This is a genomic window from Kitasatospora sp. NPDC092039 (assembly GCF_044756065.1).
Classification (GTDB): Bacteria; Actinomycetota; Actinomycetes; order Streptomycetales; family Streptomycetaceae; genus Kitasatospora.
In genome coordinates this window covers 242,529-267,839 of record NZ_JBIVSD010000009.1, presented here as the reverse complement: position 1 = coordinate 267,839, position 25,311 = coordinate 242,529, and the positions used below count along the sequence as shown (strand labels likewise).

At 76.3% G+C, this 25,311-nt stretch carries 22 protein-coding genes; 12 read left to right on the top strand and 10 right to left on the bottom strand.

Annotated features, from left to right (window positions below; translation table 11 throughout):
* The first annotated feature begins 147 nt into the window (after positions 1–147).
* Positions 148–2,991 (top strand): AAA family ATPase, encoded by a 2,844-nt coding sequence (locus tag ACIQI7_RS19960; protein WP_401111566.1) that lies wholly within the window; start codon positions 148–150, stop codon positions 2,989–2,991.
* Between the two features lie 48 nt (positions 2,992–3,039).
* On the opposite strand, the gene ACIQI7_RS19955 is transcribed toward ACIQI7_RS19960, so the two are convergent.
* Together ACIQI7_RS19955 and ACIQI7_RS19950 are read right to left on the bottom strand one after the other, a co-directional pair.
* Positions 3,040–4,287 carry a hypothetical protein gene (locus ACIQI7_RS19955; protein ID WP_401111565.1) on the bottom strand — a complete coding sequence of 416 codons (1,248 nt, stop codon included), beginning with the start codon at positions 4,285–4,287 and terminating at the stop codon, positions 3,040–3,042.
* 289 nt (positions 4,288–4,576) lie between these two features.
* Entirely contained in the window at positions 4,577–4,816 is a 240-nt protein-coding gene (locus ACIQI7_RS19950) for a hypothetical protein (RefSeq protein ID WP_401111562.1), read from the bottom strand.
* 210 nt (positions 4,817–5,026) lie between these two features.
* Here ACIQI7_RS19950 and ACIQI7_RS19945 point away from each other — a divergent pair, with 210 nt between their 5' ends.
* Positions 5,027–6,247 (top strand): sensor histidine kinase, encoded by a 1,221-nt coding sequence (locus tag ACIQI7_RS19945; RefSeq protein WP_401111560.1) that lies wholly within the window; start codon positions 5,027–5,029, stop codon positions 6,245–6,247.
* A gap of 107 nt (positions 6,248–6,354) precedes the next feature.
* Positions 6,355–7,002, top strand: a complete 648-nt coding sequence (locus ACIQI7_RS19940) for a response regulator (RefSeq protein WP_401111745.1) — start codon at positions 6,355–6,357, stop codon at positions 7,000–7,002.
* Between the two features lie 53 nt (positions 7,003–7,055).
* On the opposite strand, the gene ACIQI7_RS19935 is transcribed toward ACIQI7_RS19940, so the two are convergent.
* On the bottom strand, positions 7,056–8,468 hold the full coding sequence (locus tag ACIQI7_RS19935) for an amidase (RefSeq protein WP_401111557.1): 1,413 nt from the start codon (positions 8,466–8,468) through the stop codon (positions 7,056–7,058).
* A 122-nt stretch (positions 8,469–8,590) separates the two neighbouring features.
* Here ACIQI7_RS19935 and ACIQI7_RS19930 point away from each other — a divergent pair, with 122 nt between their 5' ends.
* The 7 genes from ACIQI7_RS19930 to ACIQI7_RS19900 all read left to right on the top strand — a co-directional run bounded on the left by ACIQI7_RS19930 (position 8,591) and on the right by ACIQI7_RS19900 (position 16,483).
* On the top strand, positions 8,591–9,220 hold the full coding sequence (locus ACIQI7_RS19930) for a TetR/AcrR family transcriptional regulator (RefSeq protein ID WP_401111555.1): 630 nt from the start codon (positions 8,591–8,593) through the stop codon (positions 9,218–9,220).
* A 206-nt stretch (positions 9,221–9,426) separates the two neighbouring features.
* Positions 9,427–10,674, top strand: coding sequence for a 3-phosphoshikimate 1-carboxyvinyltransferase (aroA, locus tag ACIQI7_RS19925; RefSeq protein ID WP_401111552.1), 1,248 nt, complete (start codon positions 9,427–9,429; stop codon positions 10,672–10,674).
* A gap of 100 nt (positions 10,675–10,774) precedes the next feature.
* The gene (locus ACIQI7_RS19920) at positions 10,775–11,797 is read left to right on the top strand and encodes an RNA ligase family protein (protein WP_401111550.1); all 1,023 of its coding nucleotides are present in this window, start codon (positions 10,775–10,777) and stop codon (positions 11,795–11,797) included.
* Positions 11,798–11,951: 154 nt separating this feature from the next.
* Complete coding sequence (locus ACIQI7_RS19915) at positions 11,952–12,329, top strand: YciI family protein (protein WP_387757890.1); 378 nt, start codon at positions 11,952–11,954, stop codon at positions 12,327–12,329.
* Positions 12,326–13,588, top strand: a complete 1,263-nt coding sequence (locus ACIQI7_RS19910; protein WP_401111547.1) for an RNA polymerase sigma factor — start codon at positions 12,326–12,328, stop codon at positions 13,586–13,588. The genes ACIQI7_RS19915 and ACIQI7_RS19910 overlap by 4 nt, the downstream gene beginning before the upstream one ends.
* Positions 13,589–13,815: 227 nt before the next feature.
* On the top strand, positions 13,816–14,727 hold the full coding sequence (locus ACIQI7_RS19905; protein WP_401111544.1) for a diiron oxygenase: 912 nt from the start codon (positions 13,816–13,818) through the stop codon (positions 14,725–14,727).
* Between the two features lie 61 nt (positions 14,728–14,788).
* A complete protein-coding gene (locus ACIQI7_RS19900) occupies positions 14,789–16,483 on the top strand; it encodes an FAD-dependent oxidoreductase (RefSeq protein ID WP_401111542.1) in 1,695 nt (564 codons plus the stop codon).
* 505 nt (positions 16,484–16,988) lie between these two features.
* Here ACIQI7_RS19900 and ACIQI7_RS19895 read toward each other — a convergent pair.
* The 5 genes from ACIQI7_RS19895 to ACIQI7_RS19875 form a co-directional block, all read right to left on the bottom strand.
* A complete protein-coding gene (locus tag ACIQI7_RS19895) occupies positions 16,989–18,041 on the bottom strand; it encodes an aromatic ring-hydroxylating dioxygenase subunit alpha (protein WP_401111539.1) in 1,053 nt (350 codons plus the stop codon).
* Between the two features lie 7 nt (positions 18,042–18,048).
* Positions 18,049–18,903: a methyltransferase domain-containing protein gene (locus tag ACIQI7_RS19890; protein ID WP_401111537.1), complete on the bottom strand. Its 855-nt coding sequence runs from the start codon at positions 18,901–18,903 to the stop codon at positions 18,049–18,051.
* Positions 18,904–19,011: 108 nt separating this feature from the next.
* The gene (locus ACIQI7_RS19885) at positions 19,012–19,626 is read right to left on the bottom strand and encodes a hypothetical protein (protein WP_401111534.1); all 615 of its coding nucleotides are present in this window, start codon (positions 19,624–19,626) and stop codon (positions 19,012–19,014) included.
* 206 nt (positions 19,627–19,832) lie between these two features.
* Entirely contained in the window at positions 19,833–20,948 is a 1,116-nt protein-coding gene (locus ACIQI7_RS19880) for a PucR family transcriptional regulator (RefSeq protein ID WP_401111531.1), read from the bottom strand.
* 77 nt (positions 20,949–21,025) lie between these two features.
* Positions 21,026–21,793, bottom strand: a complete 768-nt coding sequence (locus ACIQI7_RS19875; RefSeq protein WP_401111528.1) for a GntR family transcriptional regulator — start codon at positions 21,791–21,793, stop codon at positions 21,026–21,028.
* Positions 21,794–22,088: 295 nt separating this feature from the next.
* On the opposite strand from ACIQI7_RS19875, the gene ACIQI7_RS19870 reads away from it, so the two are divergent.
* Positions 22,089–22,844 carry a tyrosine-protein phosphatase gene (locus ACIQI7_RS19870; RefSeq protein WP_401111526.1) on the top strand — a complete coding sequence of 252 codons (756 nt, stop codon included), beginning with the start codon at positions 22,089–22,091 and terminating at the stop codon, positions 22,842–22,844.
* Between the two features lie 81 nt (positions 22,845–22,925).
* On the top strand, positions 22,926–23,489 hold the full coding sequence (locus ACIQI7_RS19865; protein ID WP_401111524.1) for a DUF4291 domain-containing protein: 564 nt from the start codon (positions 22,926–22,928) through the stop codon (positions 23,487–23,489).
* Between the two features lie 9 nt (positions 23,490–23,498).
* Here the strand turns inward: ACIQI7_RS19865 and ACIQI7_RS19860 are convergent, their stop codons facing one another.
* Together ACIQI7_RS19860 and ACIQI7_RS19855 are read right to left on the bottom strand one after the other, a co-directional pair.
* Entirely contained in the window at positions 23,499–24,341 is an 843-nt protein-coding gene (locus ACIQI7_RS19860) for an ABC transporter permease (RefSeq protein ID WP_401111522.1), read from the bottom strand.
* Positions 24,338–25,249, bottom strand: a complete 912-nt coding sequence (locus ACIQI7_RS19855; protein WP_401111520.1) for an ABC transporter ATP-binding protein — start codon at positions 25,247–25,249, stop codon at positions 24,338–24,340. Before ACIQI7_RS19855 ends, ACIQI7_RS19860 begins: the two co-directional genes overlap by 4 nt.
* Positions 25,250–25,311 lie beyond the last annotated feature (62 nt).

Below are 25,311 nucleotides of genomic sequence, written 5' to 3'. Positions count from 1 at the left end.
AAAGTCGGGAAAATGACCGACCGTCTACCGCCATAATGGTGTGCGGCCAGGCTGTTCACGGCCGTGCCGAAGGGATTTCCCGCCGAGGAGATCCGGCCTCGGCGCGCGTGACGGTGGCCGGAATTGCGCGGGAGGGGAACGGTAGTGGTGGGCGGGGTGGGGACCGGCGTGCTCGGGGGCGGGCCGCTGGTCGGCAGGGACGGCGATCTGCGGCTGGTCCGGGACCGGCTCGGCATCGGGGCCGGCGGCGGGGCGCTGCTGCTGTCCGGCCAGGCCGGCATCGGCAAGAGCGCAGTCCTGGACACGGTCGCCGCGGCCGTGCTCGCGGACGGCGCCCGGGTGCTCAGGGCCTCGGGGGTGGAGTTCGAAGCCGACTGCGGCTACTCCGGCCTCCACCAGGTCCTCTTCCCCCACCTGGGCGCCCTGGAGCAGCTCGACGCCGCGCAGCGCGACGCCCTGCGCGTCGTACTCGGCTTCGAGAGCGGCCCGCCGCCCGAGCAGCTCCTCGTCTCCAACGCCGTCCTGCGGCTGCTCCAGACCGTCGCCGACGGGCGGCCGCTGCTGCTCGCCGTCGACGACCTGCACTGGGTCGACCCGGCCAGCACCGCCGTGCTCGGCTTCGTCGCCCGGAGGGTGACCGGCCTGGGCGTGGGCTTCGTGGCGGCCGCCCGCTCCGGCGAGCTGGGCCCGCGGGAGGCCGGAGCCTTCCCCACGTACGAACTCCCGCCCCTCGACGACGAGTCGGCGGCCCGGCTGCTCGCCGACCGGTTCCCCGGCCTGGGGCGCGGCGTGCGCCGACGGCTGCTCGTCGAGGCGGGCGGCAACCCGCTGGCCCTGCTGGAACTGCCGACCGTCGTGCCGCCGGCGGCCTCCGCCGACTGCCCGGCGGTGCCGCCGCTCAGCAGCCGGCTGGAGACGCTGTTCGGGGCCCGGATCGCCCGGCTGCCGGCCGGCTCCCGCCACCTGCTGCTGCTCGCGGCCCTGGAGGGCACCGGCGACCTGGGCGTGCTGCAGGCGGCCGCCCGCCAGGCCGGGGCCGGGTACGGCCTGGACGACCTCGCCCCGGTCGAGCGCGACCGGCTGGTGGAGATCGAGGAGGGCGAGCAGCGGCTGCGGTTCCGGCACCCGCTCATCCGCTCGGCCATGGTGCTCCACGCGCTGAGCGGCGAACGGCGCGCCGCGCACGCGGCGCTCGCCCACGCCCTGGCCGACCGGCCGGAACGCCGCGCCTGGCACCTGGGCGAGGCCACCCTGGAGCCCGACGAGGAGGTCGCCGCGCTGCTGGAGCACGCGGCCGGCCTCACCCTGCGGCGCGGCGACGCCGCCGGGGCCATGCGGACCCTGATCCGGGCGGCCTCGCTCTCCCCGGAGGGGCCGAACCGCGCCCGCAGGCTCGCCGAGGCGGCCTACCTGGGGGCCGAGTCCACCGGGGCGCTGTCCAGCGTCCGCAAGCTCCTGGACGACGCGCGCCAGGCCGCCCCGGAGGCCGAGGACTCGCTGCACTCGGCCACCGCGTCGGCGCTGCTCGTGCTCAACGGGGGCGGGGGCGGGAACCCGCCGGACGGGAACCCGCCCGGTGGGGGCGACGACGTGGCCACCGCGCACCGGCTGCTGACCACCGCCATCGAGTCCGCGGCCGGCGTCCACGGCTACCGGGCCGACGACAGGGCGCTCGTGGACGCGCTGCACGTCCTCGCGGTGGTCTGCTTCTTCGGCGCCCGGCCCGACCTGTGGCGGTCCTACGACCAGGCCGTCGAACGCCTCACCCCCGAGCCGCCGGCCATCCTCACCGTCCTGGGCCGCACCTTCTCCGACCCGGCCCGCACCGGGGCCGCGGCGCACGGCCGACTCGACGCCCTCATGGACTCGTTGGCCCTGGCCGGCGAGGAGGCCGACCCGGTGCTGGTCACCCGCGTCGGCACCGGGGCCCTCTACCTCGACCGCCTCGGCGAGATCCGCGACGCGGCCTGGCAGGTGGTGCGGTCCGGCCGCGACGGCGGCCCGGCCAGGCGCTACCTCTCCGCGCTCATCCACCTGTGCCTGGAGGACTACCTCACCGGACGCTGGGACGAGGCGCTCGACCTCGCGGGAGAGGGGCTGCAGGCCTGCGAGGACCACGGGTACCGCGCCTTCGCCTGGTACTTCCTGTTCATCAGGGCCATCGTCCTCGGCGCCCGGGGACACACGGACGAGAGCCTCGCGACGGCCGGGTACGTCATCGACTGGGCCGCGCGCCACGGCGCCCCCTGCGCCGCCCACTACGCCCACCACGCCGCCGCCGTGGCGGCGCTCGGCCGCGGGGACCACGCGCTCGCCTACCGGCACGCCGAGGCCGTCAGCCCGGCCGGCACCCTGGCCTCCCACGTCCCCCACGCGCTGTGGGTGGCCGCGCACCTGGTGGAGGCCGCCGTCCGCGGCGACCGGCGCGAGGAGGCCGCCGCGCACGTCCGGGCGATGCGCGAGGCCGGCCTGGGCGCGGTGTCCTCCCGGCACGCCATGCTGCTGGAGGCGTCGGCCGCCCTGTGCACCGACGACGACCCGGAGGCGCTGCGCGGCTTCGCCCGCGCGCTGGACACCCCCGGCGGCGACCGGTGGCGCTTCGACCACGCCCGGGTCCTGCTCGCGTACGGCGAACGGCTGCGCAGGGCCCGGGCCATGGCCGAGGCCAGGGCCCGACTCGGCGCGGCGCTGGCCGTCTTCGAGGAACTGGACGCCCTGCCGTGGGTCGAGCGGACCAGGAACGAACTGCGGGCGGCGGGCTGGAACCGGCCGCGGCCCGACGACTCGAACACCCACGGGCTGAGCGCCCAGAAGCTGGAGATCGCCCACCTCGCCGCCTCCGGCCTCACCAACAAGCAGATCGCCGAACGGCTGTTCATCTCGCACCGGACGGTCGGCGCGCACCTGTACCAGATCTACGAGAAGCTCGGCATCACCTCGCGCGCCATGCTGCGCGACGCCCTCGGCCCGCGCGAGCCGGGGCGGAACTGAGGACGGCCGGTCGGTCCGCGGACCGACCGGCCGTCCGGCGGGGCGCCGTCAGCGGGTCCAGACGACCGGGCGGGCCGAGACCGGTTCACCGGCCGCGTCCAGTTCGACGGCGGTCCCGGCGACCACCCCGTCGTCGTTGATGAACTTGGCGTCGGCGTACGGGCCGAGCGGGGACGGCGGGAGCGGCACGGCCGTCCCGTCGGGCCGCCACAGCAGCGCCGTGGTCCGGTTCCAGTCCGGCCCCTGCGCGACGCCGACCGCGGTGCCCGCGCTGTTGACGGCCATCGCCTCGCTCTGCCGGCCCGCCGGGCCGTCGAGCAGGGTCCGCGTGCCGTCCGGGTTCCAGCGGGCGGCGAGCGTGGAGCGGGCGGTGTCGAAGGCCGCCCCGACGACGGTGCCCGCGCCGTTGACGGCCCTCGTCCGGCCGGTCCCGGCGTCCCGGACGGTGCCGTCGGGCGTCCAGACCAGCACCCGGTCGAACTCCGTGCCGCCCGCGCGCCGGCCCTGTCCGAGCACCACGCCGCCGTCGGTCATCCGGGCCACCCTGGCCCCGTCGACCCCCGGCGGCAGCGGGAGCGCGGTCACGGCGCCCGCCGGGTTCCAGAGCACCGGGGTCTCCTCGTAGCGGCCGTCGGCGAGGCGCCGCTCGGAGGTGCCGGCGACGACGCCCGCGTCGGTGACCGAGACGGCCGAGCCCATGGTGTCGCCGGGCAGCACCGGCAGGTCGACCCTGGTGCCGTCGGGCTGCCACTTCAACGGCTTGGACTGGTACACGGCGTCGTACCAACCACCGACCACCACACCGGCGTTGTTGACCGCGCTCGCGCCGCCGCCGCGGGCCCCGGCCGGCAGTTCCAGGGCGGTCGGAGTGCCGTCCGGGGCCCAGCGGACCGGGTGGTTGTCGCCCAGCGCGCGGTAGGACGCCCCGACCACGGTGCCCGTGTCGTCGAACCCGGCCGGGCGGCTGGACAGGTCGCCGGGCAGTGCTGCCAGGTCGGTGTAGCCGAGGTGGTCGGGATGCCAGCGGATGGCGTGCGGGCCGGTTCCACCGGGGGTGCTCCGGTAGTACTCGCCGACGACGGCGCCGTCGCGGCCCAGGCCCCACACCAGGCTCCAGGCGGTGTCCGGCGGGGTCGGCAGGAACCGCGGGGTGGGCAGCGGGGCGGATGCCGCGGCCGGGGTGGCCGCTGTCGCGGCGGGGATGGCCGCTGCGGTGGGGGCGAGGCCGAGCAGGAGGGCGGCGGCCGTCGTGGCGGCGCCGAGGGCGGCGGGGCGGCGGGCGCGTAAGCCGGTCATGCGGTGGGCTCCTGGCTCGTCGGGGTGGGGAGTCGGGTACGGACGGGGCGCGGCTCGGCCTGGGGTGGCTCTTCGCGGCATGGGGGAACCAGCCATCCGGAAACTCCTGTCTCATCAACGATCGCGTGAATCAAGGCAGTTGCTGTTCCGTCGGATACTTGGGCTGGTCGGGCGCCCGATCCGAGGGCCAAGTCTCGCCCACCGTCCGTTCGTTGGCAGGCGGATCTGCGGAACGGCCGGATCCCGTCGGCTCGTTCGCGCACCGGTCGTCGGCCTGTGTTGGGCCGCGCTACCGGTCGGGGCCTCCCGGGTCGCCTCCGCCGCCGGTGCCCCCGACGCGCACGGTGAAGGAGGCCAGGCCGGGAGGGGGCGCCCAGGCCCCGGTGGCCCGGACGGAGACCCTGCAGAGGTGCGGGCCGTCGTTCCGCTGGGCGGGTGCGGCCTGGGCGGTCGCCGCGGCCAGGGCGGTGAGGGTGGAGGCGGCGGTCGCCAACAGGCCTTGCCTGAACAGCTTCTGATTGATCGTCATTGCTGCGATGATCTGGAACTCCGGAGGCGGGGAGGCTGCTTCGCGCCGCATTCATGCGAACGAGTGGTCGCGTTCCGGCCGAATCCGGGACGGCGGCGACGGTGGGGCGGCCGGGGGCCGTCGGGGCCGTCACGGGCTGCCGGAGGCCGTCGGAGATCCTCCCTCGATCGGGGGAGGGCCGGGGCGGGACGGCCGGTGATACTGACCAGCATGATCAAGGGAATGCGGTTGCTGCTGCGCAGGTCGACGTACACGGGAGTGCTGTTCGCGGTGCTCGGGGCGCTGGCGTCGCTGCCCGTGGCGATGGTGGCGCTCGGGGCGACGCTGGGGGTGTCGGGCCGGCCGGACGCGGCCTGGGCGGCCCTGCCGCTGTGGGCGGTGCTGGTGGCGGCGGCCGGGCTGCCCCCGGTGGTGCGCCGGGTGCTGGTGAAGGTGGCGCGGCGGCTGCTGGGCGTCGCGGTGCCCGACCCGGTGAAGGGGGCCGCGGGGGAGCGGTGGCGGACACCGGTCTTCCTGCTGGCGCACGTGGCGCTCGGGTGGACGGTGCTGGTCGGCGGCAGCACCCTGCTGGTGATGGGGCTGACGCTGCCGGGGCGGCGGACGTCCGGTGAGGCGCGGGTGAGCCTCTTCGGCTGGGCGGCCGAGGTGACGGGCGTCTGGAGCTGGGTGGTGGCGGCGCTCAGCCTGGCCCTGGCGGCGGCGCTGTTCGCCGGGGCGTCGGGTGCGCTGCGGTCGCTGGCGCCCCGGCTGCTCGGGCCCTCGCCGGCCGAGCGGCTCGCGATGGCCGCCGAACGGGAACGGCAGCTGGCCGAACGCAACCGGCTGGCCCACGAACTGCACGACTCCATCGGGCACACCCTGACCGCCGCGACCATCCAGGCGGCCGTCGCGGGCGAGGTGCTCGCCGCCGACCCGGCGGCGGCGCGGGCCGCGATGCGCAGCATCGAGGAGTCCACCCGGGCCGCGCTGGAGGACCTCGACTACGTGCTGGGCGTGCTGCGCGAGGAGCAGTCGGGCACCGCCCCGACCCGGACCCTCACCGACCTGCCCGAACTGATCGACCGGCTGCGGCACGCGGGCGCGGTCGTGGAACCGCGCACCACCGGGGACCTGGCGCAGGTGCAGGGCACGCTCTCCCGGGCCGCCTACCGGATCGTCCAGGAGGGGCTGACCAACGCGCTGCGGCACGGCGCCGGCGGGCCGATCGAGCTGCTGGTGGCGGCGGGGCCGCAGATGCTGGAGCTGAGCGTGGTCAACGGGGTGGGCGGCGGCCACGCCGCGCCGGGCTCGGGCGGCTTCCCGACCTCCGGCCACGGCCTGCCCGGCCTGGCCGAACGGGTGCGGCTGCTGAACGGCGAGTTCGAGGCCGGGCCGTACGGGGAGCGGCAGTGGCGGCTGGCGGTCCGGCTGCCGATGCGGTGGTCGGCGTGAGCGGGCCCGGCTCCGACTCGGACTCCCGCCCGGGCTCCGGCCCGGATGCGCCCGGCGCCGACGCGGGCACGCCCGGCCGCGACGAGGGCACTCCGCCCGACGTCACCGTGCTGATCGCCGACGACGACGCCGTCACCCGCAGCGGGCTGGGCACCCTGCTGGGCGCCCAGCCGGGCATCGCGGTGGTCGGGACGGCCGCCGACGGCGTCGAGGTGGTCGAGCGGGTCCGGCGGCTGCGGCCGGACGTGGTGCTGATGGACGTGCGGATGCCGCGCCGCAACGGCATCGACGCGACCCGTGAACTGCTGCGGGAGCACGCCGAGCCCCCCAAGGTCGTGGTGATCACCACCTTCGAGAACGACGCCTACGTCACCGCCGCGCTGAGCGCCGGGGCCAGCGGCTTCGTGCTCAAGCGGCGGCCCGTCCCGCAGATCGCCGAGGCGGTGCGGGTGGCGGCGGCCGGGGAGGCGGTGCTGTTCCCCGCCGCGCTGCGCCGGATGGTCGCGGCCCGGCCGCTGGATCCGGTCGAGGCGCTGCCCCGGGCGGCGCTGACCGGGCGGGAGGAGGGGGTGCTGCGGCTGATGGCGACCGGGCTGTCCAACCCGGAGATCGCCCAGGCCCTCGCGGTGAGCCAGGAGACCGTCAAGACCCACGTGGGCAACGTCCTGGGCAAGCTCGGCGCGCAGAACCGGACCCACGCGGTGGTGATCGCCTACGAGAGCGGGCTGGTGGTGCCGGGGCTGCCGGGGGTCTAGGGGTTCCGGCCTCACGGTCCCTCATGGCCCCACCGCTGTACGGCTGTACGGCTTCACGGCCTCGGGTCGATCGGGGTGAGCGTGCCGAGGCGGTCCTCGACGGCCTGGGCGGCGGCCAGGCAGAGGTCCTCCCGGAACGCCCGGCCGACCAGCTGGACACCGGTGGGCAGGCCGTCCGCGGCGAGGCCGGTGGGGACGGCGACGGCCGGGACGCCGACGAAGCTGGTCGCCGAGCAGAGCCGCATGGCGGCGGCGACCCGGTCGCGGCCCGCCTGGTCCCGGGACTCCAGGCCGGGTTCGACGGGCGGCTCGGTGAACACCGGGCCCAGCAGCAGCGGGTACTCCTGCAGGAACTCCGTCCAGGAGCGGCGGATGCCCATCCAGGTGCCCATCAGCCGGATCAGGCCGGGGGCGTCCGTGGGCGGGGCGACGCGCATGGTCAGGTCGATGTAGCGGTCGCCGCCCTCGCCCAGCAGCTGCCGGACGACGGGCCAGCTCGGCGCGAACTCGGTGTTGGTGAGGCGGAGGTAGGCGTCGAGCGCCTCGTCCAGCCGCGGGACGTCGGGGACCTCCCGGACGTCGTACCCGGCGTCGCGCAGCGCGTCGGCGGCGGTCCCGACGGCGCGGCGGACGGTCGGGTGGACGCCGTGGCCACCCGGATCGGCGACGACGGCGACCCGGACCGGGCCGGCGAGCGGCTCCCCGTCCAGCGGGGCGGGCACGGCGCGCGGGTCGCGCGGGTCGGTGCCCGCCAGCGTCTCGTAGGCGAGCCGCAGGTCGGCGACCGTACGGGCCAGCGGGCCGTCGGTGACCAGGAGCTGGGAGGCCGGGCCCGGGTCGTCCGGGCCGATCAGGCGCTGGTCGGCGGGGAAGCGGCCGGTGGTCGGCTTGAGGGCGGCGACCCCGCAGAAGGAGGCCGGGATGCGGACCGAGCCGCCGGAGTCGTTGCCGAGCCCGAGCGTGGCCATCCCGGCGGCGACGGCCACGCCGTCCCCACCGCTGGTGCCGCCGGGGGTGCGGCCGGGGTGCCAGGGGTTGCGGGTGTCGCCGTACAGCTCGCTTCGGGTGTGCATCCCGGCGAGGATCAGGGTCGGCAGGTTGCTGTGGCCGATCGGGATCGCCCCCGCCGCGCGCAGCCGGGCCACCGGGACGGCGTCCGCGGTGGCGACGTGGCCGCGCAAGCGCGGGGTGCCGAAGGTGGTGGGCACGCCGGCGATCGGGGTGCACTCCTTCACGGTGAACGGCACGCCCGCGAGCGGGCCGGGATCCTCACCGGCGGCCCGGCGGCGGTCGAGCTGCCGGGCGTCGGCGCGGGCGCGCTCGGCGAGGAGCTGGGTGACGGCGTTCAGGCCGGGGTTGACCTCGGCGATCCGGTCCAGGTGGCTGTCCACCACGTCCAGGGCCGTCACCGCGCCCGAGCGCACGGCGGCGGCGATTTCGGTGGCGGGCTTGCTCCACAGGGGCATGGGGGTTCTCCTCGGCGGCTCGTTGGACCTCGTACCGATGCGGTCGCATCAGTACGGAACCCTAGCCCGAGAACCGATACGCTCGCATCGGAAAATCCGAGGACAGGACGAGGAGGCCGGAGATGCCGAAACAGGTGGACCACGAGGGCCGGCGCCGGCGGATCGCCGAGGCCGTCTGCCTGCTGGTGGACGAGCACGGCCTGGAGGGCGTCACCCTGCGGGACGTCGCCACCCGGGCGGAGGTCTCGATGGGCGCCGTCCAGCGCTGCTTCCGCACCAAGGAGGAGATGCTCCTGTTCGCCCTCACCCATGTCGGCGAGCGGGTCACCGAGCGGGTGCGCGGCCGGCTCACGGCCGGGCCGGCGCAGTCGGCGGCCAGTGAACTGGGGCTGGTGGCGGGCGAGGTGGCGCTGCTGCGCGAGGAGCACCGGGCCGAGGCCAGGATCTGGCTCGCCTTCCTCGCCGGCGCCGCCGTCAACCCGGGGCTGGCGGCGGCCCTGCGGAGCAGCTACGCGGCACTGGAGGAGCTGATGGTGCGGCTGGTCGCGGAGGCCGCCGGCGGGCAGGTCGTCGGCGGCTCGGTGATCGGCGGGGCCGCCGCGGGCGGGGCGGTGGTGGCCCGCACCGAGGCCCGTGCGCTGCTCGCCCTCGCCGACGGGCTCACCGCGCACGTCCTGGTCGGGCACCGGACGGTGGCGGAGGCGGAGGAGGTCCTGCACGCGCACCTGGCCGGCCTCTGGGCGCGCTGCTGAACCGTCGCCCCCGCCCCCTCGGGAGTCCGCCCGCCGCCCGCTGCCTAGCGGATGCCGTCGAAGGCCGCCGAGCCTTCGCCCGCCGTTGTCGCCCCGGCCACCGTCCAGTCCGTGGATGGTCGCCGAAGGCGGCGGCCCGGTGGGGCAGGATCGGCCCTGACGTCACCGGAGACACCTGTCGGACACCCGTGTTGGGAGAGCCTGCCGTGACTGCTGTGGAGATCCCGGGATCCAAGTCCATCACCGCCCGGGCGCTGTTCCTGGCCGCCGCCGCCGAGGGCGTGACCACCCTGCGCCGCCCGCTGGCCTCGGACGACACCGAGGGCTTCGCCGAGGGCCTGGACACCCTCGGGTACCGGGTCGAGCGGACGGCGGACTCGTGGCGGGTGGCGGGCCGCCCGGCCGGGCCCGCCGTGCCGAGCGCCGAGGTGTACTGCCGGGACGGCGCCACCACCGCGCGCTTCCTGCCCACCCTGGCCGCCGCCGGCCACGGCACCTACCGTTTCGACGCCTCCGCCCAGATGCGCCGCCGCCCGGTCGCCCCGCTCACCCGGGCGCTGCGCGAGCTGGGCGTGGACCTGCGGCACGAGGAGGCCGAGGGCCACCACCCGCTGACCGTCGTCGCGGACGGCGTCCGCGGCGGTGAACTCACCCTGGACGCCGGGCAGTCCTCGCAGTACCTGACCGCGCTACTGCTGCTCGGCCCGCTCACCCGGGACGGCCTGCGGATCACCGTCACCCGGCTGGTCTCCGCCCCGTACATCGGCATCACCCTGGCGATGATGCGCTCCTTCGGGGTCGAGGTGAAGCGGGAGCGGACTCCCGCCGGCGAGGTGTTCGAGGTGCCCTCCGGCGGCTACCGGGCCGCCGACTACCCGGTCGAGCCGGACGCCTCCACCGCCAGTTACTTCTTCGCCGCCGCGGCCCTGGCCGGCCGCGAGGTCACCGTCCCCGGCCTCGGCCGGGACGCGCTCCAGGGCGACCTGCGGTTCGTGGACGTGCTGCGGCGGATGGGCGCCCGGGTGGACGTCGGGCCCGACCGCACGACGGTGGCCGGCGACGGCCCGCTCGGCGGGATCACCGTCAACATGCGGGACATCTCCGACACCATGCCCACGCTCGCGGCCATCGCGCCGTTCGCCACCGGGCCGGTGCGGATCGAGGACGTCCACAACACCCGGGTCAAGGAGTGCGACCGGCTGGAGGCCTGCGCCGACAACCTGCGCGCGATGGGCGTCCCGGTGGCCACCGGGGAGGACTGGATCGAGATCCGGCCCGGCACCCCGCGCCCGGTCGGGATCACCACCCACTCCGACCACCGGATCGTGATGTCCTTCGCCGTCACCGCGCTGCGCACCCCCGGCATCACCTTCGACGACCCGGGCTGCGTGCGGAAGACCTTCCCGGGCTTCCACGAGGCCTTCGCCCGGCTGCGCGCGGAGTGGGGGGTCTGAGCCCGCCCGGCGCAAGGCGGCCCGGCGGCCCCCGGGCCGGCCGGTCGTCCGCCGGAATCCCGGTTGCCGGCCGGCGGGCCGCGCGGCGAGGATGCCGTTCGTGTCCGAGACGGTGTTCGAGACGGAGTCCGACGGGCCCGGACTGCGGCCCTACCCCAAGATCCCCGCGCGCGGCCGCTCCGGCGGCCCCGGCGGCCGTGAGTGGACCGCGGCGGAGAAGGTGCACGGGGCGCACTTCGCCGTGGTCTGCGAGGGCGGGGCCGTCCGGCCCGCGAAACGGCGTGAACTGCTGGACGACGAGGGGCTGGACGGCTTCTTCGGCGTGAGCCGGATCTGGGCCGCCCTGTCCGTCGCGGCGGCCCGGTTCGCCGCCGCGGTGCGCGGGCCGTGGGGTGCCGCGGCCGTGGTGACGGTCTACGGCGAACTGGCCGGCGGCCGCTACCCGCACCCCGACGTGCCCGCCGCCCCCGGCGTCGACCCGGTGCAGACCGGCGTCTGGTACGCCCCCGGCCTGTGCTGGCTGCCGTTCGACGCCACCGTCGAGACGCCCGGAGGCCGGTGGTGGATCGCCGACCGCACGCTGCGCGCCGCCGCTCGGGCCGCCGGGCTCACCTGCGTGCCGCTGCTCGGGCACGGCCCGCTGAACACCCTGCATGACCTGCCGGCGCGCTTCCCCAGCCGGGTGCCCGCCCTGTTCGGCCTGCCCGGACTGCCGGACAACCTCGCCGAGGGGTACGTCCTCAAGCCGGCCGGCGAGTGGCGCGAGCCGGGTCCGGCCCGGCCACTGGTGAAGGTCAAGCAGCGGGCCTTCGCCGAGGACGACCGCTACGACGGCGCCCGCCCGTACCTCCCCCCGCCGGAGGGCGCGGCCGGCGTGCCCGCCTGGCTCCTCGTCCGGGCCGCCGCCCTGCTCACCCCCGCCCGGGCCGCGGCGGCCGTCGGCAAACTCGGCCCGCGCACCCCGGCGGACGCCGTCGCGGCCGAGATCACGGCGGACATCGCGGACGAACTCGCCGAAGCCGTGGGCGGGTTGGAGCCCGCCGTGCTCGCCGCCCTGCGGCGCTCGCTGGAACCGGGCGCGCGCTCGCTCGCGGCCTTCGACGGGGCGGACCGGCGCGGCTGAGCGGGCTGCCGTACCTTGATCGTCTGCAGCTCCCGGGGCGCGGAAGAAGAAATCTCCGAGAAGTTCCCGGCCGATGTCGAGGCCGGGTTCCGCCGCTCCGACTGAGAGGTGACAACGCGCCGACGGGGCGCGCGAGGCGGAGGGGACACCCGAGATGAAGTACGTCGCGATGATCTACGGCAACCAGGCCAAGTGGGACTCCTTCCCGGCCGAGGCGTGGCCGGAGGCGATCGCCAAGCAGGAGGCGTTCAACACGCGGTACCGGGAGAGCGGGGAGCTGGTCGGCGCGTACGGGCTGGCGGACGCGGCGGCGGCGCAGCTGGTGCGGCGGGCGGAGGGGGTGCCGGTGGTCACCGACGGCCCGTACCTGGAGACCAAGGAGTACCTGGCCAGCTTCTACCTGCTGGACTGCGAGAGCCTGGAGCGGGCCCAGCAGATCGCGGCGGACATGCCGTTCGCGGACGTGGAGCCGGTGGAGCTGTGGCCGGTCATGCACGAGTCCGCCGCGAGCGAGCTCCCGGGGCGCGAGTGAGCGGCACGACCGTCGCCGTCGAGGGCCTGCTGCGCGAACTGGCGCCGCAGGTCCTCGGCGTGCTGGTGCGGCGGCACGGCGGGGCGTTCGACGCCTGCGAGGACGCGGTGCAGGAGGCGCTGCTGGCCGCCGCGACGCAGTGGCCGCGGAGCGGGACGCCGGTCAACCCGCGGGGCTGGCTGGTGACCGTCGCGGACCGGCGGCTGGTGGACCAGGTGCGCAGCGAGTCGGCGCGCCGCCGCCGGGAGGAGGCGTCGGCGCTGGCCACGCCGCAGTCCGCGCTGCTCGCGCCGCCGGCCGACGCGCCCGATCCGGCGGCGGACGACTCGCTCGCGCTGCTGTTCCTCTGCTGCCACCCGGCGCTGTCCGTGCCGAGCCGGATCGCGCTGACCCTGCGCGCGGTCGGCGGCCTGACCACCGCGCAGATCGCCGCCGCGTTCCTGGTGCCCGAGTCGACGATGGCGCAGCGGATCAGCCGGGCGAAGCAGACGCTGAAGACGGCGGCCGGGGCGGACGGCGGGCGACTGGCACTGCCGGCCGCGGAGGGCGACGCCGCACGGCTGGCCGAGGTCCGCCACGTGCTGTACCTGGTCTTCAACGAGGGCTACACGGCGAGCGGCGGCGAGGAGCTGACCGCGCCGCAGCTGTCCGTCGAGGCGATCCGGCTGACCCGGATGCTGCTGCGGCTCACCCCCGGGGACGCCGAGACGGCGGGGCTGCTCGCGCTGATGCTGATCACCGACGCCCGCCGGCCCGCCCGCACCGGGGCGCACGGCGAGCTGGTGCCGCTGGAGGAGCAGGACCGCGGCCGCTGGGACCAGGAACTGCTGCACCAAGGGCTGGAGTTGATCGCCGCGGTGCTGACGCGCGGACAGGCCGGGCCGTACCAGGTGCAGGCGGCGATCGCCGCGGTGCACGGGGAGGCGGTGACGGCGCGGGACACCGACTGGCCGCAGATCCTGGTGCTGTACGACCTGCTGCTGCGCCTCGACCCGAACCCGGTGGTCGCGCTCAACCGGGCGGTCGCGGTCGCGATGGTGCACGGGACGGCGGCCGGGCTCGCGCTCGTCGCGGAGCTGGCCGAGGACAAGCGCCTGGCCCGCCACCACCGGCTGCTCGCGGTCCGGGCGCACCTGCTGGACCGGCTCGGCACCGACCCGGCGGGCGCCGCCCGCGCCTACCGGGAGGCGGCGGCCCGTACGGCCAGTGCTCCGGAGCGCCGCCACCTGGTGGCCCGGGCGCAGCGGGTGGCGGGGTGAGCCCGGGCGCAGCGGGTGGCAGGGCGAGGGCGTAGGCGGCGGCACCGGGGAAGGGCGGAGAGGGTGCGGGCGGCGGTCGGGGACTCCCGGATCCGGGGATCCAGGCCGCCGTCGTCCGCGCCGGTTCACCGTCGCGCAGGGGGTTCTCGGCGACCGGCTCTTATTGTACTGTCCGTCTAATAAGCGGGTGAGCGGGAGCCCGCAGGAGCAGGCACCTGGAGGCAGCCATGGCTCTCACCCGGCAGACGGGGCACGGCCACACCGAGTCCGACGACGACGTCTCGAAGCGGCTGCTGGAATCGGCCGCCACCCTCTCCTACGACCCCTCGGCCGAGATCGACTGGGACGCCCCCCTCCCGGAGGGCCACTACGGCCTCAACCCGGAGTGGAGCACCCTCTACGGCACCCGGCTGTGGGACGAGATGACCGAGCGCCAGCGGGTCACCCTCACCCGGCACGAGGTCTGCTCGATCATGAACACCGGCATCTGGTTCGAGATGATCCTCCAGCAGATGGTGCTGCGCGACCAGTACCTCAAGAACCCCGCCAGTGCCGAGTTCCGGTTCGCGCTCACCGAGATCGCCGACGAGTGCCGCCACTCGATCATGTTCGCCCGGGCCTGCGAGAAGATGGGCGTCCCCGCCTACCGCCCGAACAAGGTGATCGCCCAGGCCGGGCGCGCCTTCAAGGCGCTCGCCAAGGGCGAACTCGCCTACGGCGGCATCCTGGTGGCCGAAGAGGTGCTCGACGTCATGCAGCGCGACTGGATGCGCGGCGAGAACGTGCTGGAGATCGTCCGCGGCACCTCCCGGATCCACGTCGTCGAAGAGTCCCGGCACATGAAGTTCGCCCGGCAGGAGATCCGCGAGCGGATGCGCCACGCCGGCCCGGCCCGGCGGCGCACCTCGGCCGCCGGCATCGCCGCGGGCGCGTACGTCATCGTCAGCAGCATGGTGCACCCGGGCGTGTACAAGGCCGCCGGGCTCGACGTACCGCGGGCGCTCGCCGAGGTGCGGGCCAACGAGCACCGCAAGGCGATGATGCGCACCAGCTCCCGGCACCTGATGGCCTTCCTCGCCGAGACCGGGCTGCTCACCAGCCGCTCGGCGGCCATCTACCGCCGGGTTCACATGCTCTGACGGTCCGTCAGCGGCCCCTCCGCCTCCCATCCCCCACGCGCAGCGAGGACCCACCCCGGCCATGGCCTACGCGATCACCCAGACCTGCTGCAACGACGCCTCGTGCGTGTCAGTCTGCCCGGTCAACTGCATCCACCCGACCCCGGACGAGCCGGAGTTCGGCACCACCGACATGCTGTACATCGACCCGCGGGCGTGCATCGACTGCGGCGCCTGCGCGGACGCCTGCCCGGTGGACGCGGTGTTCCCGGTCGACCGGCTGCGCGGGCCGGACACCGTGTTCGGCGACCTCAACCGCGACTGGTTCCGCGACCACCCCAGCGACCACGCCTGGGGCGCGCCCAGCTTCCCGCGCAGCCTGCCGGGCGAACTCGGGAAGCTGCGGATCGCCGTCGTCGGCACCGGACCGTCCGCCGGGTACACCGCGCAGGAACTGCTGCGCAGCACCAGCGCCGAGATCACCATGGTCGACCGGCTGCCCGTCACCGGCGGGCTGCTGCGGCACGGCGTCGCGCCCGACCACCAGTCCACCAAGCGGATCGCGGAGAGCTTCGCGAGCGTCTTCCACGACCCCCGGCTGCGGATGCACCTCAACGTGGAGATCGGCACGGACGTGACCCACCAGGAGCTCGCCGCGCACCACCACGCGGTGGTGTACGCGGTCGGCGCGGCCGCCGACCGCCGGCTCGGCATTCCCGGCGAGGACCTGCCGGGCAGCCTGCCCGCGACCGCCTTCGTCGGCTGGTACAACGCCGAACCGACGGTGCCCGCCGACGCGGTGGAGCTGTCGGCGGAGCGCGTGGTGGTGATCGGCAACGGCAACGTCGCGGTGGACGTCGCCCGCATCCTGCTCACCGACCCCGACCGGCTCGCCGCCACCGACATCGCCGATCACGCCCTGGCCGCGCTGCGCCGCAGCCGGGTCCGGGAGGTCGTGCTGCTCGCCCGGCGGGGGCCGGAGCAGGCGGCGTGGACCAGGGCGGAGTTCCTGGCGCTGCGGCAGCTGCCGGGTGTCGAGGTGGTGGTGGCGGACCATCCGGAGGTGCGGGCGGCGATCGAGGCGGCGGGCGCGGACGCCGGGTCGGGCGCGGGCGCGGGGGCGGGGGCCGGTGCGGCGCAGGCGGCGCTGCTGGCCGGGCTGCCGCTGGTGCCGTACGACGGGGCGGCGGAGCCCGGGCCGGGGCGGCGGATCGTGCTGCGGTTCCTGTCGGCGCCGGTCGAGCTGTCCGGGGACGGGCGGGTCGAGGCCCTGACCGTCGAGCGGACCGCCCTGGCGGCGGACGGCCGGGTCGAGGGCACCGGGGCGACGGACGTGCTGCGGGCCGGGCTGGTGGTGCGCTCGATCGGGCACCGGGGCGTGCCGCTGCCCGGGCTGCCGTTCGACGAGCGGAGCGGGACGGTCGCGCACCGCAACGGGCGGGTCGTCGACCCGGCGACCGGCCGGCCGCTGCCCGGGACGTACGTGGTGGGCTGGGCCAAGCGCGGGCCGGCCGGCGGGATCGGCGCCAACCGGGCCTGCGCGCGGGAGACCGTGGGCGCGCTGCTGGACGACGCCGTCGCCCTGGCGCTGCCCGCCCCGGAGGCGGGCCGCCGGGACTTCGAACGGCTGGTGCGGCACCGGCGGCCGGACGCGGTCGGGCTGCGGGAGCTGCGGGCGGTGGACCGCGCGGAGCGCGAGCGGGGCGAGGCCGAGGGGCGGCCGCGGGTGAAGCTCGCCAGCGTGCCCGAGCTGCTGGCGGCGGGGCGCCGGCGGTAGCGGGGCGGCCGGGGACGGAGCGGGCCCGGGGTGGAGCCCCGGGCCGACAGGACGTGCGCAGGAAGTCGGGTGGGCCGACTTCCTGCGCACCCGGCCGGTCCCCGCAGGGGGTTGACCTGCGGCGTGCCCGGTTGACGTGGCCGTGTCCCGGCGCGGGCGGGGTGCGTTGGGTGGGTGTGAGTGGTTTTGGGAGGCAGTCGGCGTCCGGACGACAGCCGGGTGAAGAAACGATCCTGCGCGGCGTTCAGGACGGACCGCAGCAGCCGTTGCCGCCCGCGACGGTGCCCGGCCCGCCCGTGGCGGCGCCTGGTCCGCCCGCGGCGGCACTCGGTCCGCCCGCGGCGGTGCCCGGCCCGCGCGCGACGGCGCCCGGCCCGTCGGTGGCGGAGCCCGGTCCGGAGGCGCCCATCTACGCCGAACTGGCCCGCCGCTGGCAGGCGGAGGGGCGCGCCGTGCCCGGGCTGCCCGACCCGGTCTGGGAGTCGCTGGCCGCTCCGGCCGGGGCTCAGCCGGCGGCGTCCGGCCCGGGCCGCAGTCCGGCCGGGGGCCCGGAGTGGAGCCCGGCGCCCCCGGTCCGCCCCGGGCCGGCGGGCTCCGGGTGGAACCCCGGGTAGAACTGCTGCGCCCAGTGGCGGAACAGCCCGATCGAGCGCTCCCCGGGGACGAGCCGAGGCTGCGCCAGGTACCGCTTGTGGGCCAGCACCGGGCGGTCCTGCTTGATGATCCGCACCGAGGCCCGCAGCGCCGCCCAGGAGGCCGCCCGGTCGACGGCCCGCACCGCGCCGACCCCCGGCACCGGCGCCGTGGCGGTCACCGCCATGCGCACCCTGGTCCGCCAGGGCGCGACCGGCGTCGCCAGCACCCACACCCGCAGGCTGCTGCCCAGCTGCGGCAGTTCGGCCACCAGCCGCATCATCCCGAGCCCGACCAGCGTCACCGGCTGCTCCAGGCTCACCGCGCCCAGCCCCGGGAACCGGGTCGTGGTGCGCTGGTGGACCGTGAACAGCGGGCCGGCCGGCTCCGGCGGGGCCGTCTCCCGGGTGTCCAGGCCGTGCAGCACCCGGACGTGCCGGAAGTCGACGCTGTTCTCCATTACCTCCTGCGGGTGGGAGAGCACCTCCCCGCTCCACCACGCCAGCGGCCGCACCCCGACCGCCGGCGGCAGCTCCCACGCGGGCGGGCCGCCGCCCGGGCCGCCGCCCGGAGCACACCAGACGAACAGCATGCCGTCCCGCTCGCGCAGGTGGCGCCCGGCCAACGAGCCCCGGAACCGCACGCCGTCCGGCGAACCGGTGCACGAGCCGTCCGGGCCGAAGGCGAAGCCGTGGAACGGGCACACCAGCTCCTCGCCCCGGACCGTCCCGCCCGCCCCGAAGTGCGCGCCCAGGTGCGGGCAGTGCGGGCCGACCGCCCGTACGGCGCCCCGGCGGGTCCGGTACAGCACCACGTCCTCGCCCATCAGCCGGGCGGTGCGCACCCGCCCGGGCGGCAGGTCCCGGGCCCGGCCGACGCAGAACCAGCCGCCCGGGTACGGCAGCGGGGCGGAGCGGTCCTCCACGGCAGGGTCACCTCGATGGCTTGACGGCCGTGTGAACGTACCAGGCGACGTGCTCGCGCACGGCGTACATCTCCACCGTGGAACGGAGGTTGAGCCATTTGGCCGGATCGCCGAAGCGTCGCAGCACCTCCCAGGGCAGCCGGAAGTACGCGTACACCGCCTCCGAGGTGGGCAGGTAGTACCGGGTCGCGTCCAGCGCCTCCTCCACCTCGAACCCGGCCTCGCCCAGCAGCCGGGGCAGGTTGCCGGCGTGGTAGACCTTGGCGCCCACCATCGTCATCGCGTCCAGGTACGGTTCGAGCAACGCCCGTGCCCGGGGCGGAAGTTCGTCCAGCGGGCCGGTGCTCATCGGGCCGAGCAGCACCAGCCGCCCGCCCGGCCGCAGCACCCGGTGGAACTCGGCCAGCGCCCGGGCCGGGTCGTAGGAGTGGACCAGGGTCTCCATCGAGTACGCGCCGTCGAACTCCCCGTCGCCGAACGGCAGCCGGTGGAAGTCGCCCCAGTGGAACGCCGTCCGCCCTCCCATCCGCGCCCGGGCGCTGAGTCGGCGGGCCTCGGCGAGGTGGAAGTCCAGCACGTCGACGCCGGTCACCGCCAGCCCGAAGCGCACCGCCATCGCCCGCGCCACCACCCCGGCCCCGCACCCGGCGTCCAGCACCCGCGCCCCGGCCGGCAGCGCCAGCTTGCGCCCCAGCACGTCCTGCAACTGCCGCTGCGCCCGCCACAGCCGCCACTTCGACTGCCCCGGCTCCGTCCACCCCCAGTGCCGTGCGTTGCGCGCCACCCGGGTGTAGAACCACCGGCTCCCCGCCCGCCCGTACACCCTGCGCAACCCGGTCAGATCGAGTCCCTGAGCGCCCATGCCGGCTGGGTTACCCAGTCCCGGCCACCCCTACCCCGCCCCCGCGCGGATGCCCCCGATGAGGGGAATCGTAGGGTCGTAGGGCAAGCGGCTCGGCGGCGGCGCTCTTCAGCCGACCGGGACGGCCGCGCGCGCGGTGGAGCCGTCCTCCGCGGTGACCTCGGCCTGCCCGAAGCCGGCCGTCACCCGGCCGGTCCGGATCACGCAGACCCGGCCGACGAAGTCCCTCCGGGTGACCGGCCGGTCCTGCGGGAACAGCCGCGACAGCGGCCGGACGAGCACCCGGGTGCCCGCCCAGGAGGCGACCAGCGCGACGGCGAACACGCCGCCGCGCGCCGGCGCCCCCGAGGTGAGGACGGTGCCGGCCAGGCTGACGAACCAGGCGAGCGCGACCAGCAGCGACACCGCCACCGTCACGGGCACCCCGCCCAGCCCCAGCGCGTCCAGCACGCCCGCGTGGTGGCCGGCCCCGTGCCGGTCGGACCCGTCGTCGGCACCGTGCCCCCCGGCACCGTGCCCCGCGTGTCCGACGTGCCCGTGTCCGACGTGCCCGTGCCCGACGTCCACGGGGTGCCCGCCGCCGTGCCCCCCGTGCACGGCGCCGGGCACCAGGCCGCCCAGCAGCATCAGCAGCCAGTACCCGGCCACCACCACCAGCGCGAAGCTGAACAGCGCCGTCGGGAAGGCCAGCGCGGCCGCGAAGAATCCCCCCAACCCGGCCACGCTCCCCCGTCCTTCCCCCGGCACCGCGCATCGGCGCCGGGGAGATCATGGCAGTGCCGGGCCCCGCCGCACATTGCCAGGATCCGGCAATCTTTACGCCCTCTTGACACCCTGGTACGCGCGTCCCGCGTGACACTGCAACGGCTCGGCAACAGGACGGCCCCCGGACGGTCCCGGCAGCACCGCGCGGGTGCGCCGCAGCGGGACTACAGCGGCCGTTCCGGCCAGTTCAGCAGCCGCGCGCCCATGGCCGCCGTCTCCAGGGTGAAGCGCTGGAGCGCGTCCGAGGGGTCGTAGCCGGTGAGCGCCTTGATCCGCTCCAGCCGGTAGCCCAGGGTGCGCACGCTCAGCCCCAGCCGGCGCGCCGCCTCCGCGTTCACGTACCCGGCCTCCGCCTGCACGGCGATGGTGTCCAGCAGCGGACGGGCGCCGCCGCGGGCCTCGGTCAGCGGGCCCAGCACGCTGCGCACCAGGTCGGCCATGGCCGACCGGTCGCGCATCAGCACCGGGAAGACCAGCAGCTCCTCGGCCCGCAGCCGCCGGGCCGGCAGGTTCAGCCGCTGCGCGTAGTCCAGCGCGTCCAGCGCCTCCTCGTAGCTGCGCGGCACCCCGCTCGGGCCCGAGTGCCGGCGGCCGGTGGCCACCCGCCGCACCGGCTGGCCGCCGGCGCCGGGCCGCAGCGTCAGCTCGGCGAAGGCCTCCAGCACGGCCCGGTCGGAGTCCGGGGCGACGCACACCAGCCGGCCGTCCTTGCCCGCCAGCAGGACGTTCCGCTCGCCGAACCGTCCGGCCAGCTCCCGCTCCACCCGGTGCACCAGCGGACGCACGTCCGCGAACGGCTCGTCGCCGACCGCGACCGCCACCGTGTACGCGCCCGCCAGCCGCAGCCCGAACCGCTCCGCGCGCTCGGCGAGCTGGCCGAGGTCGCCGCGGCCGAACAACAGGTCGTCGACGAACTCCCGCCGGGCCGCCTCCTCCTGGCGCACGGCCAGGCGCTGCGCCCGCTCGTGGCCCTCGCCCAGCGCGGCCAGCGCGGCGTCGGTGGCGGACAGCACCGCGTCGCCCGTGCGGCGCAGCTCGTTGACGCTGCTCGCGGCGGTCGTCCCGGGCAGCGTCTGCCAGGCGCGCCGGGCGGCGGCCAGGCAGTGCGACACCACCTCGCGCAGCCCGTACCCGGCCTCGGCGCAGTGCTCGCCGAGCCTGCGCAGGCGCTCCAGCTCCTCGCGGCGCAGCAGCCGGCCGGTACGGGAGACGTCGCCGAGCAGGACGAGGTAGACCTCGGCCAGCTCGGCGGGTATGTCGTGGTCGGGCCCCTCGGTCACCAATGTCCTGCCAACCCCCGTGCGACCTGGTATTCCGGCGCCGAACCTATCAGGACGGGTGCGCGGACCGGCCCGCGCTACCGGTCTCGGAAGTGCAGGACGAAGCGTGCGCTGCTGCCGTCGATCCGCCGCCGTACGTACAGCGCCGGGGCGCCGTCCGGGGTGCAGCTGACGCCCTCGCGCACCAGCAGCGCGGTGCCCGGCGGGACGCCCAGCAGTTCGGCGTCCGCGAGGTCCGCGCCGACGGCGCCGAAGGCCCGCCAGTCGTACTCCAGCTCCACCCCGGCGGCCCGCGCCAGGGCCGGCACCAGGTTCCCGGGGCGCCCCGGCCGGAGCAGTTCGGCGGGCAGCGGGCCGAACGGCACCCAGTAGCTGCACGCCGCCCGGGGCCGCCCGCCCAGCCGGATCACCGAGTCCACCCGGGACAGCTCCGCCGGGGCGCGGCCCAGTTGGCGGGCCGCTTCCGCGTCCTGCGCCGAGCCGAGGACGGACGGGGCGGCCACCACGAACTCCCCGTCCGCGCGGGCCTCGTTCGGCAGCGCGGTGGGCACGCTGCCGAGGTCGAAGCGCTGGCTGCGCGGGTCCACGGCGATCGACACCCGGACGGCGGGCGGGCGGACGAAGGTGCCCACGCCCCGGCGGATCTCCACCACGGCGGCCCGCTCCAGCTCCGCCACCGCCTGCCGCACGGTCAGCCGGTTCACCCCGAACTCGGCGCTCAGCTCGGGCTCGCTGGGCAGCCGGGCGCCCGCCGGGTAGGTGCCGGCGTCGATGCGCTCCTGGAGCCGGCGGGCCAGACGGCGGTACACCGGGGTGTTCGGGGAGCTCGGGGGGTTCGTCGCCACGGGCCCGATCCTACGGAGCGGACCGGATGGACCGGGCCGGTCGGGCGCCGTACGGCCCGGGTCGCCGGGGCCGGGCGATGGGAGTGGGATGGAGGGATGCACCGATCGAGACGCGCGCCGCGGCGCGGGCCCGCGCCGCCGGGGCCCGTGCTGCCGGGGCCCGTGCTGCCGGGATCTGCGCCACCGAGGCTTGCCCGGCGGCCCCGGAGGGGTTACACATCTAGACGTCTAGATGTCTCCGCCCTCCGGATGACCCGTCTCGTCCCCGGTGCGGCACCACCGAAAGGCCTCCCGCATGTCCCTGGTCAACTTCCGCGACGCCGCCGTCCTCGGCGACCCCGAGGGCCGACGGGTCCGCCCCGGTGTGCTGTACCGCTCCGCCCAGCCGTTCCCGGCCGCCGACGAGGCCACCGTCGCCCAGCTGCGCGGCTGCGACATCCGCACCATCGTGGACCTGCGGGACCCGCGCGAGACCGACCCCCGGGACTGGGCCGCCGCCGAGGCCGCCGGGATAGCCGTCGTCGCCGCCCCCGTGAACCCCGCCACGGACGTCCTCACCGCGCGAATGGGCACCATGGCCACGGCCGCCGACCTCGGCGACTTCTACGTCCTGCTGGCGGAGTCCGCGCCCGAGGCGGTGGCCGCCGCCGTCGACGCCACCGTCCGCCCCGGCGCGGTCCTGCTCCACTGCGCCGCCGGCAAGGACCGCACCGGGCTGCTCACCGCCCTCCTGCTGGACCTCCTCGGCGTCCCCGCCGAGCGCATCGTCGCCGACTACACCCGCACCGCCGACGCGCTCCCGCAGATCTTCGCCGGCCTCGCCGAACGCCACCGCACCGCCCTCAACGACCGTTCCACCTCCCGCGTCACCGACTCCCGGGGCCGCAACCTCACCATCCCCGCGCCCCTGCTGGAGGCCCCGGCCGAGGCCATGTCGGTCTTCCTCGACCGCGTCCGCACCCACTACGGCGGCGCGGCCTCCTTCCTCCCCGGCTGCGGCGTCCCGGCGGCCACCCTCGGCGCCTTCCGCAGCAAGGCGGCCGTGGCCTGAGCCGCCCCGGCGCCGCCTGGTAATCCCGTTGCACCGCGCCGCCCGCCCTGGCAGCGTGCCGGGTCGAGGGGGTGCCGCGAGATGACCGCACTGCGCGAGATCCGTGCCGACCACGACGACCGGACGATCGTGCTCTACCAGGCCTACCCGTCGGCCGTCGCCGACGCGGCGCTGGCGGCCGGCCGGTTCGTGGCGCCGTTCGGCTTCCACCGGATGACCTGGATCAAGCCCTCGTTCCGCTGGCTGATGCACCGCAGCAACTGGGCGCAGAAGCCCGGCCAGACCAGGGTGCTGGCGGTCCGGATCACCCGGGAGGGCTGGGAGGAGGCGCTCGCCCGCGCCGTGCCGACCACCGCGCACCCGGACGAGCTGGCGGACGCCGCGGTCCACGTGCAGTGGGACCCTGAGCGGTCGCTGCGCGGGGCGGCGCTGAACCACTACAGCATCCAGGTGGGCGTCGGCCGGTCGCTGATCCGCGCCTTCGCCGAGGAGTGGGTCGTCGACCTCACCGACCTCACCCCGCAGGTGCGGCGGATCGCCGCGCTGGTCCGCGGCGGGCAGGCGGCGAAGGCGCAGCGGCTGCTGCCGCCCGAGCGCCCGTACCGGCCGGCCGCCGCGACCGCGCGGCGGCTCGGCCTCGGCTGAGCGGGCGGATCAGACGTCCCGCCGCCGCACCACGGCCACCGTCACCACCACGGCGGCCGCGCCCCACACCCCCATGGTGATCCAGGAGTCCAGCACGCCCGGCGCGTACTTCCCCATCGTGACCGGGGAGCCGGGCCTGATGGTGAGCCGCTGCACGGTGGCCAGCGGCAGGTGGGTGCCGATCTCCTTCAGCCACCGGTAGCGGTCCCCGCCGAACACCATCGGCAGCACGAGCAGCAGCAGCACCAGCGACACGATCGAGGCGGTGGCGTGCCGCAGCAGCGCGCCCAGCGCCATCCCGATCAGCGCGCAGACCGGCACGACCGCCGCGTAGCCCAGTACCGCCCGCAGGCAGCCCGGGTCGGTGACGGAGAGCCCGAGGTGCCGGGAGGCCAGCATCGCGTTGACGGCGAGGAACGAGCCCGCCGAGACCACGGCCCCGGCGAGCGCGGTGATCCCGCCGATCAGCAGCACCTTCGCCGCGATCACGCCCCGTCGGTCCGGCACGGCGGCGAAGGTGGTGCGGATCAGGCCGGTGGTGTACTCGCCGAACACGGTGATCGCCCCGAGGCTGCCGGCCGCGATCGCCATCAGGTCGCTCGCGATGCCGCCGAGGCCGTGGAACAGCGGGTCGTACGGGTACGGCGCCCCGCCGGGCGGCAGCGGCGGCGGCTGGTCGAGGTAGGAGAGGTCGTTGTGGACGGCGTTCACGTTCACCGCGATCGCCACCAGCGAGGCCAGCGCCAGCACCCAGTAGGTGGAGCGCAGCGAGCGGAGTTTGGTCCACTCGGCGGCGAGCAGGTCGAGGAACCGGGGCGCGGGTTCGGCGGACGCCGGGGTCACGGTGCTCATCGGGCCTCTCCCGCCGGGTACTCGACGCTGTCGGCGGTCAGGGAAAGGAACGCCGACTCCAGCGAGGACGTCCGTACGGCCAGCTCGTGCAGCACCACGCCGTGCCGCGACGCGAGTTCGCCGATCCGCGCGGCCGGCATGCCGGTGACGACCCCGAACCGCGGCTCCGCCAGCCGCACTTCGGCCCCCTCCGCGCGCAGGACGTCGGCCAGCGCGGGGAGTTCGGGCGACCGGACGGCCACCGAGGAGGCCGCGTCGCGGGCCGAGAACTCCGCGAGGCTCTGGTCCGCGAGCAGCCGGCCGCGTCCGATCACCACCAGGTGGTCGGCGGTGTGCTCCATCTCCGCCATCATGTGGCTGGAGACGAACACCGTGCGGCCCTCGTCCGCGAGCCGCCGGAACAGCCCGCGCACCCAGAGCACGCCCTCCGGGTCCAGCCCGTTCAGCGGCTCGTCGAACAGCAGCACCGGCGGGTCGCCGAGCAGCGCGCCGGCGATGCCCAGCCGCTGCCTCATGCCCAGCGAGTAGCCGCCGATCCGCCGCCCGGCGGCCGCGCCGAGCCCCACCTCCGCCAGCACCTCGTCCACCCGCCCGGGCGGGACGCGGTTGGCGCGGGCCAGCGCCGACAGGTGCGCCCGGGCGCTGCGCCCGCCGTGCACGTCGCCCGCGTCCAGCAGGGCCCCGACGTGCCGCAGGCCGCGCGGCCGGTCGGCGAAGGGCACCCCGGCCACGGTGACGGTGCCCCCGGTGGGGGTGTTGAGGCCCAGGACCATCCGCAGGGTGGTGGACTTGCCGGCGCCGTTGGGGCCGAGGAAGCCGGTCACGACGCCGGGCCGGACGGTGAAGCTCAGCCGGTCGACGGCCGTGGTGGCGCCGTACCGCTTGGTCAGTCGTTCGATCTCGATCACGGGGACCACGGTGGCGGTCGGCACCCGGCCCGGGCATCGGGCCGCGGGCCACAACCGCCGGC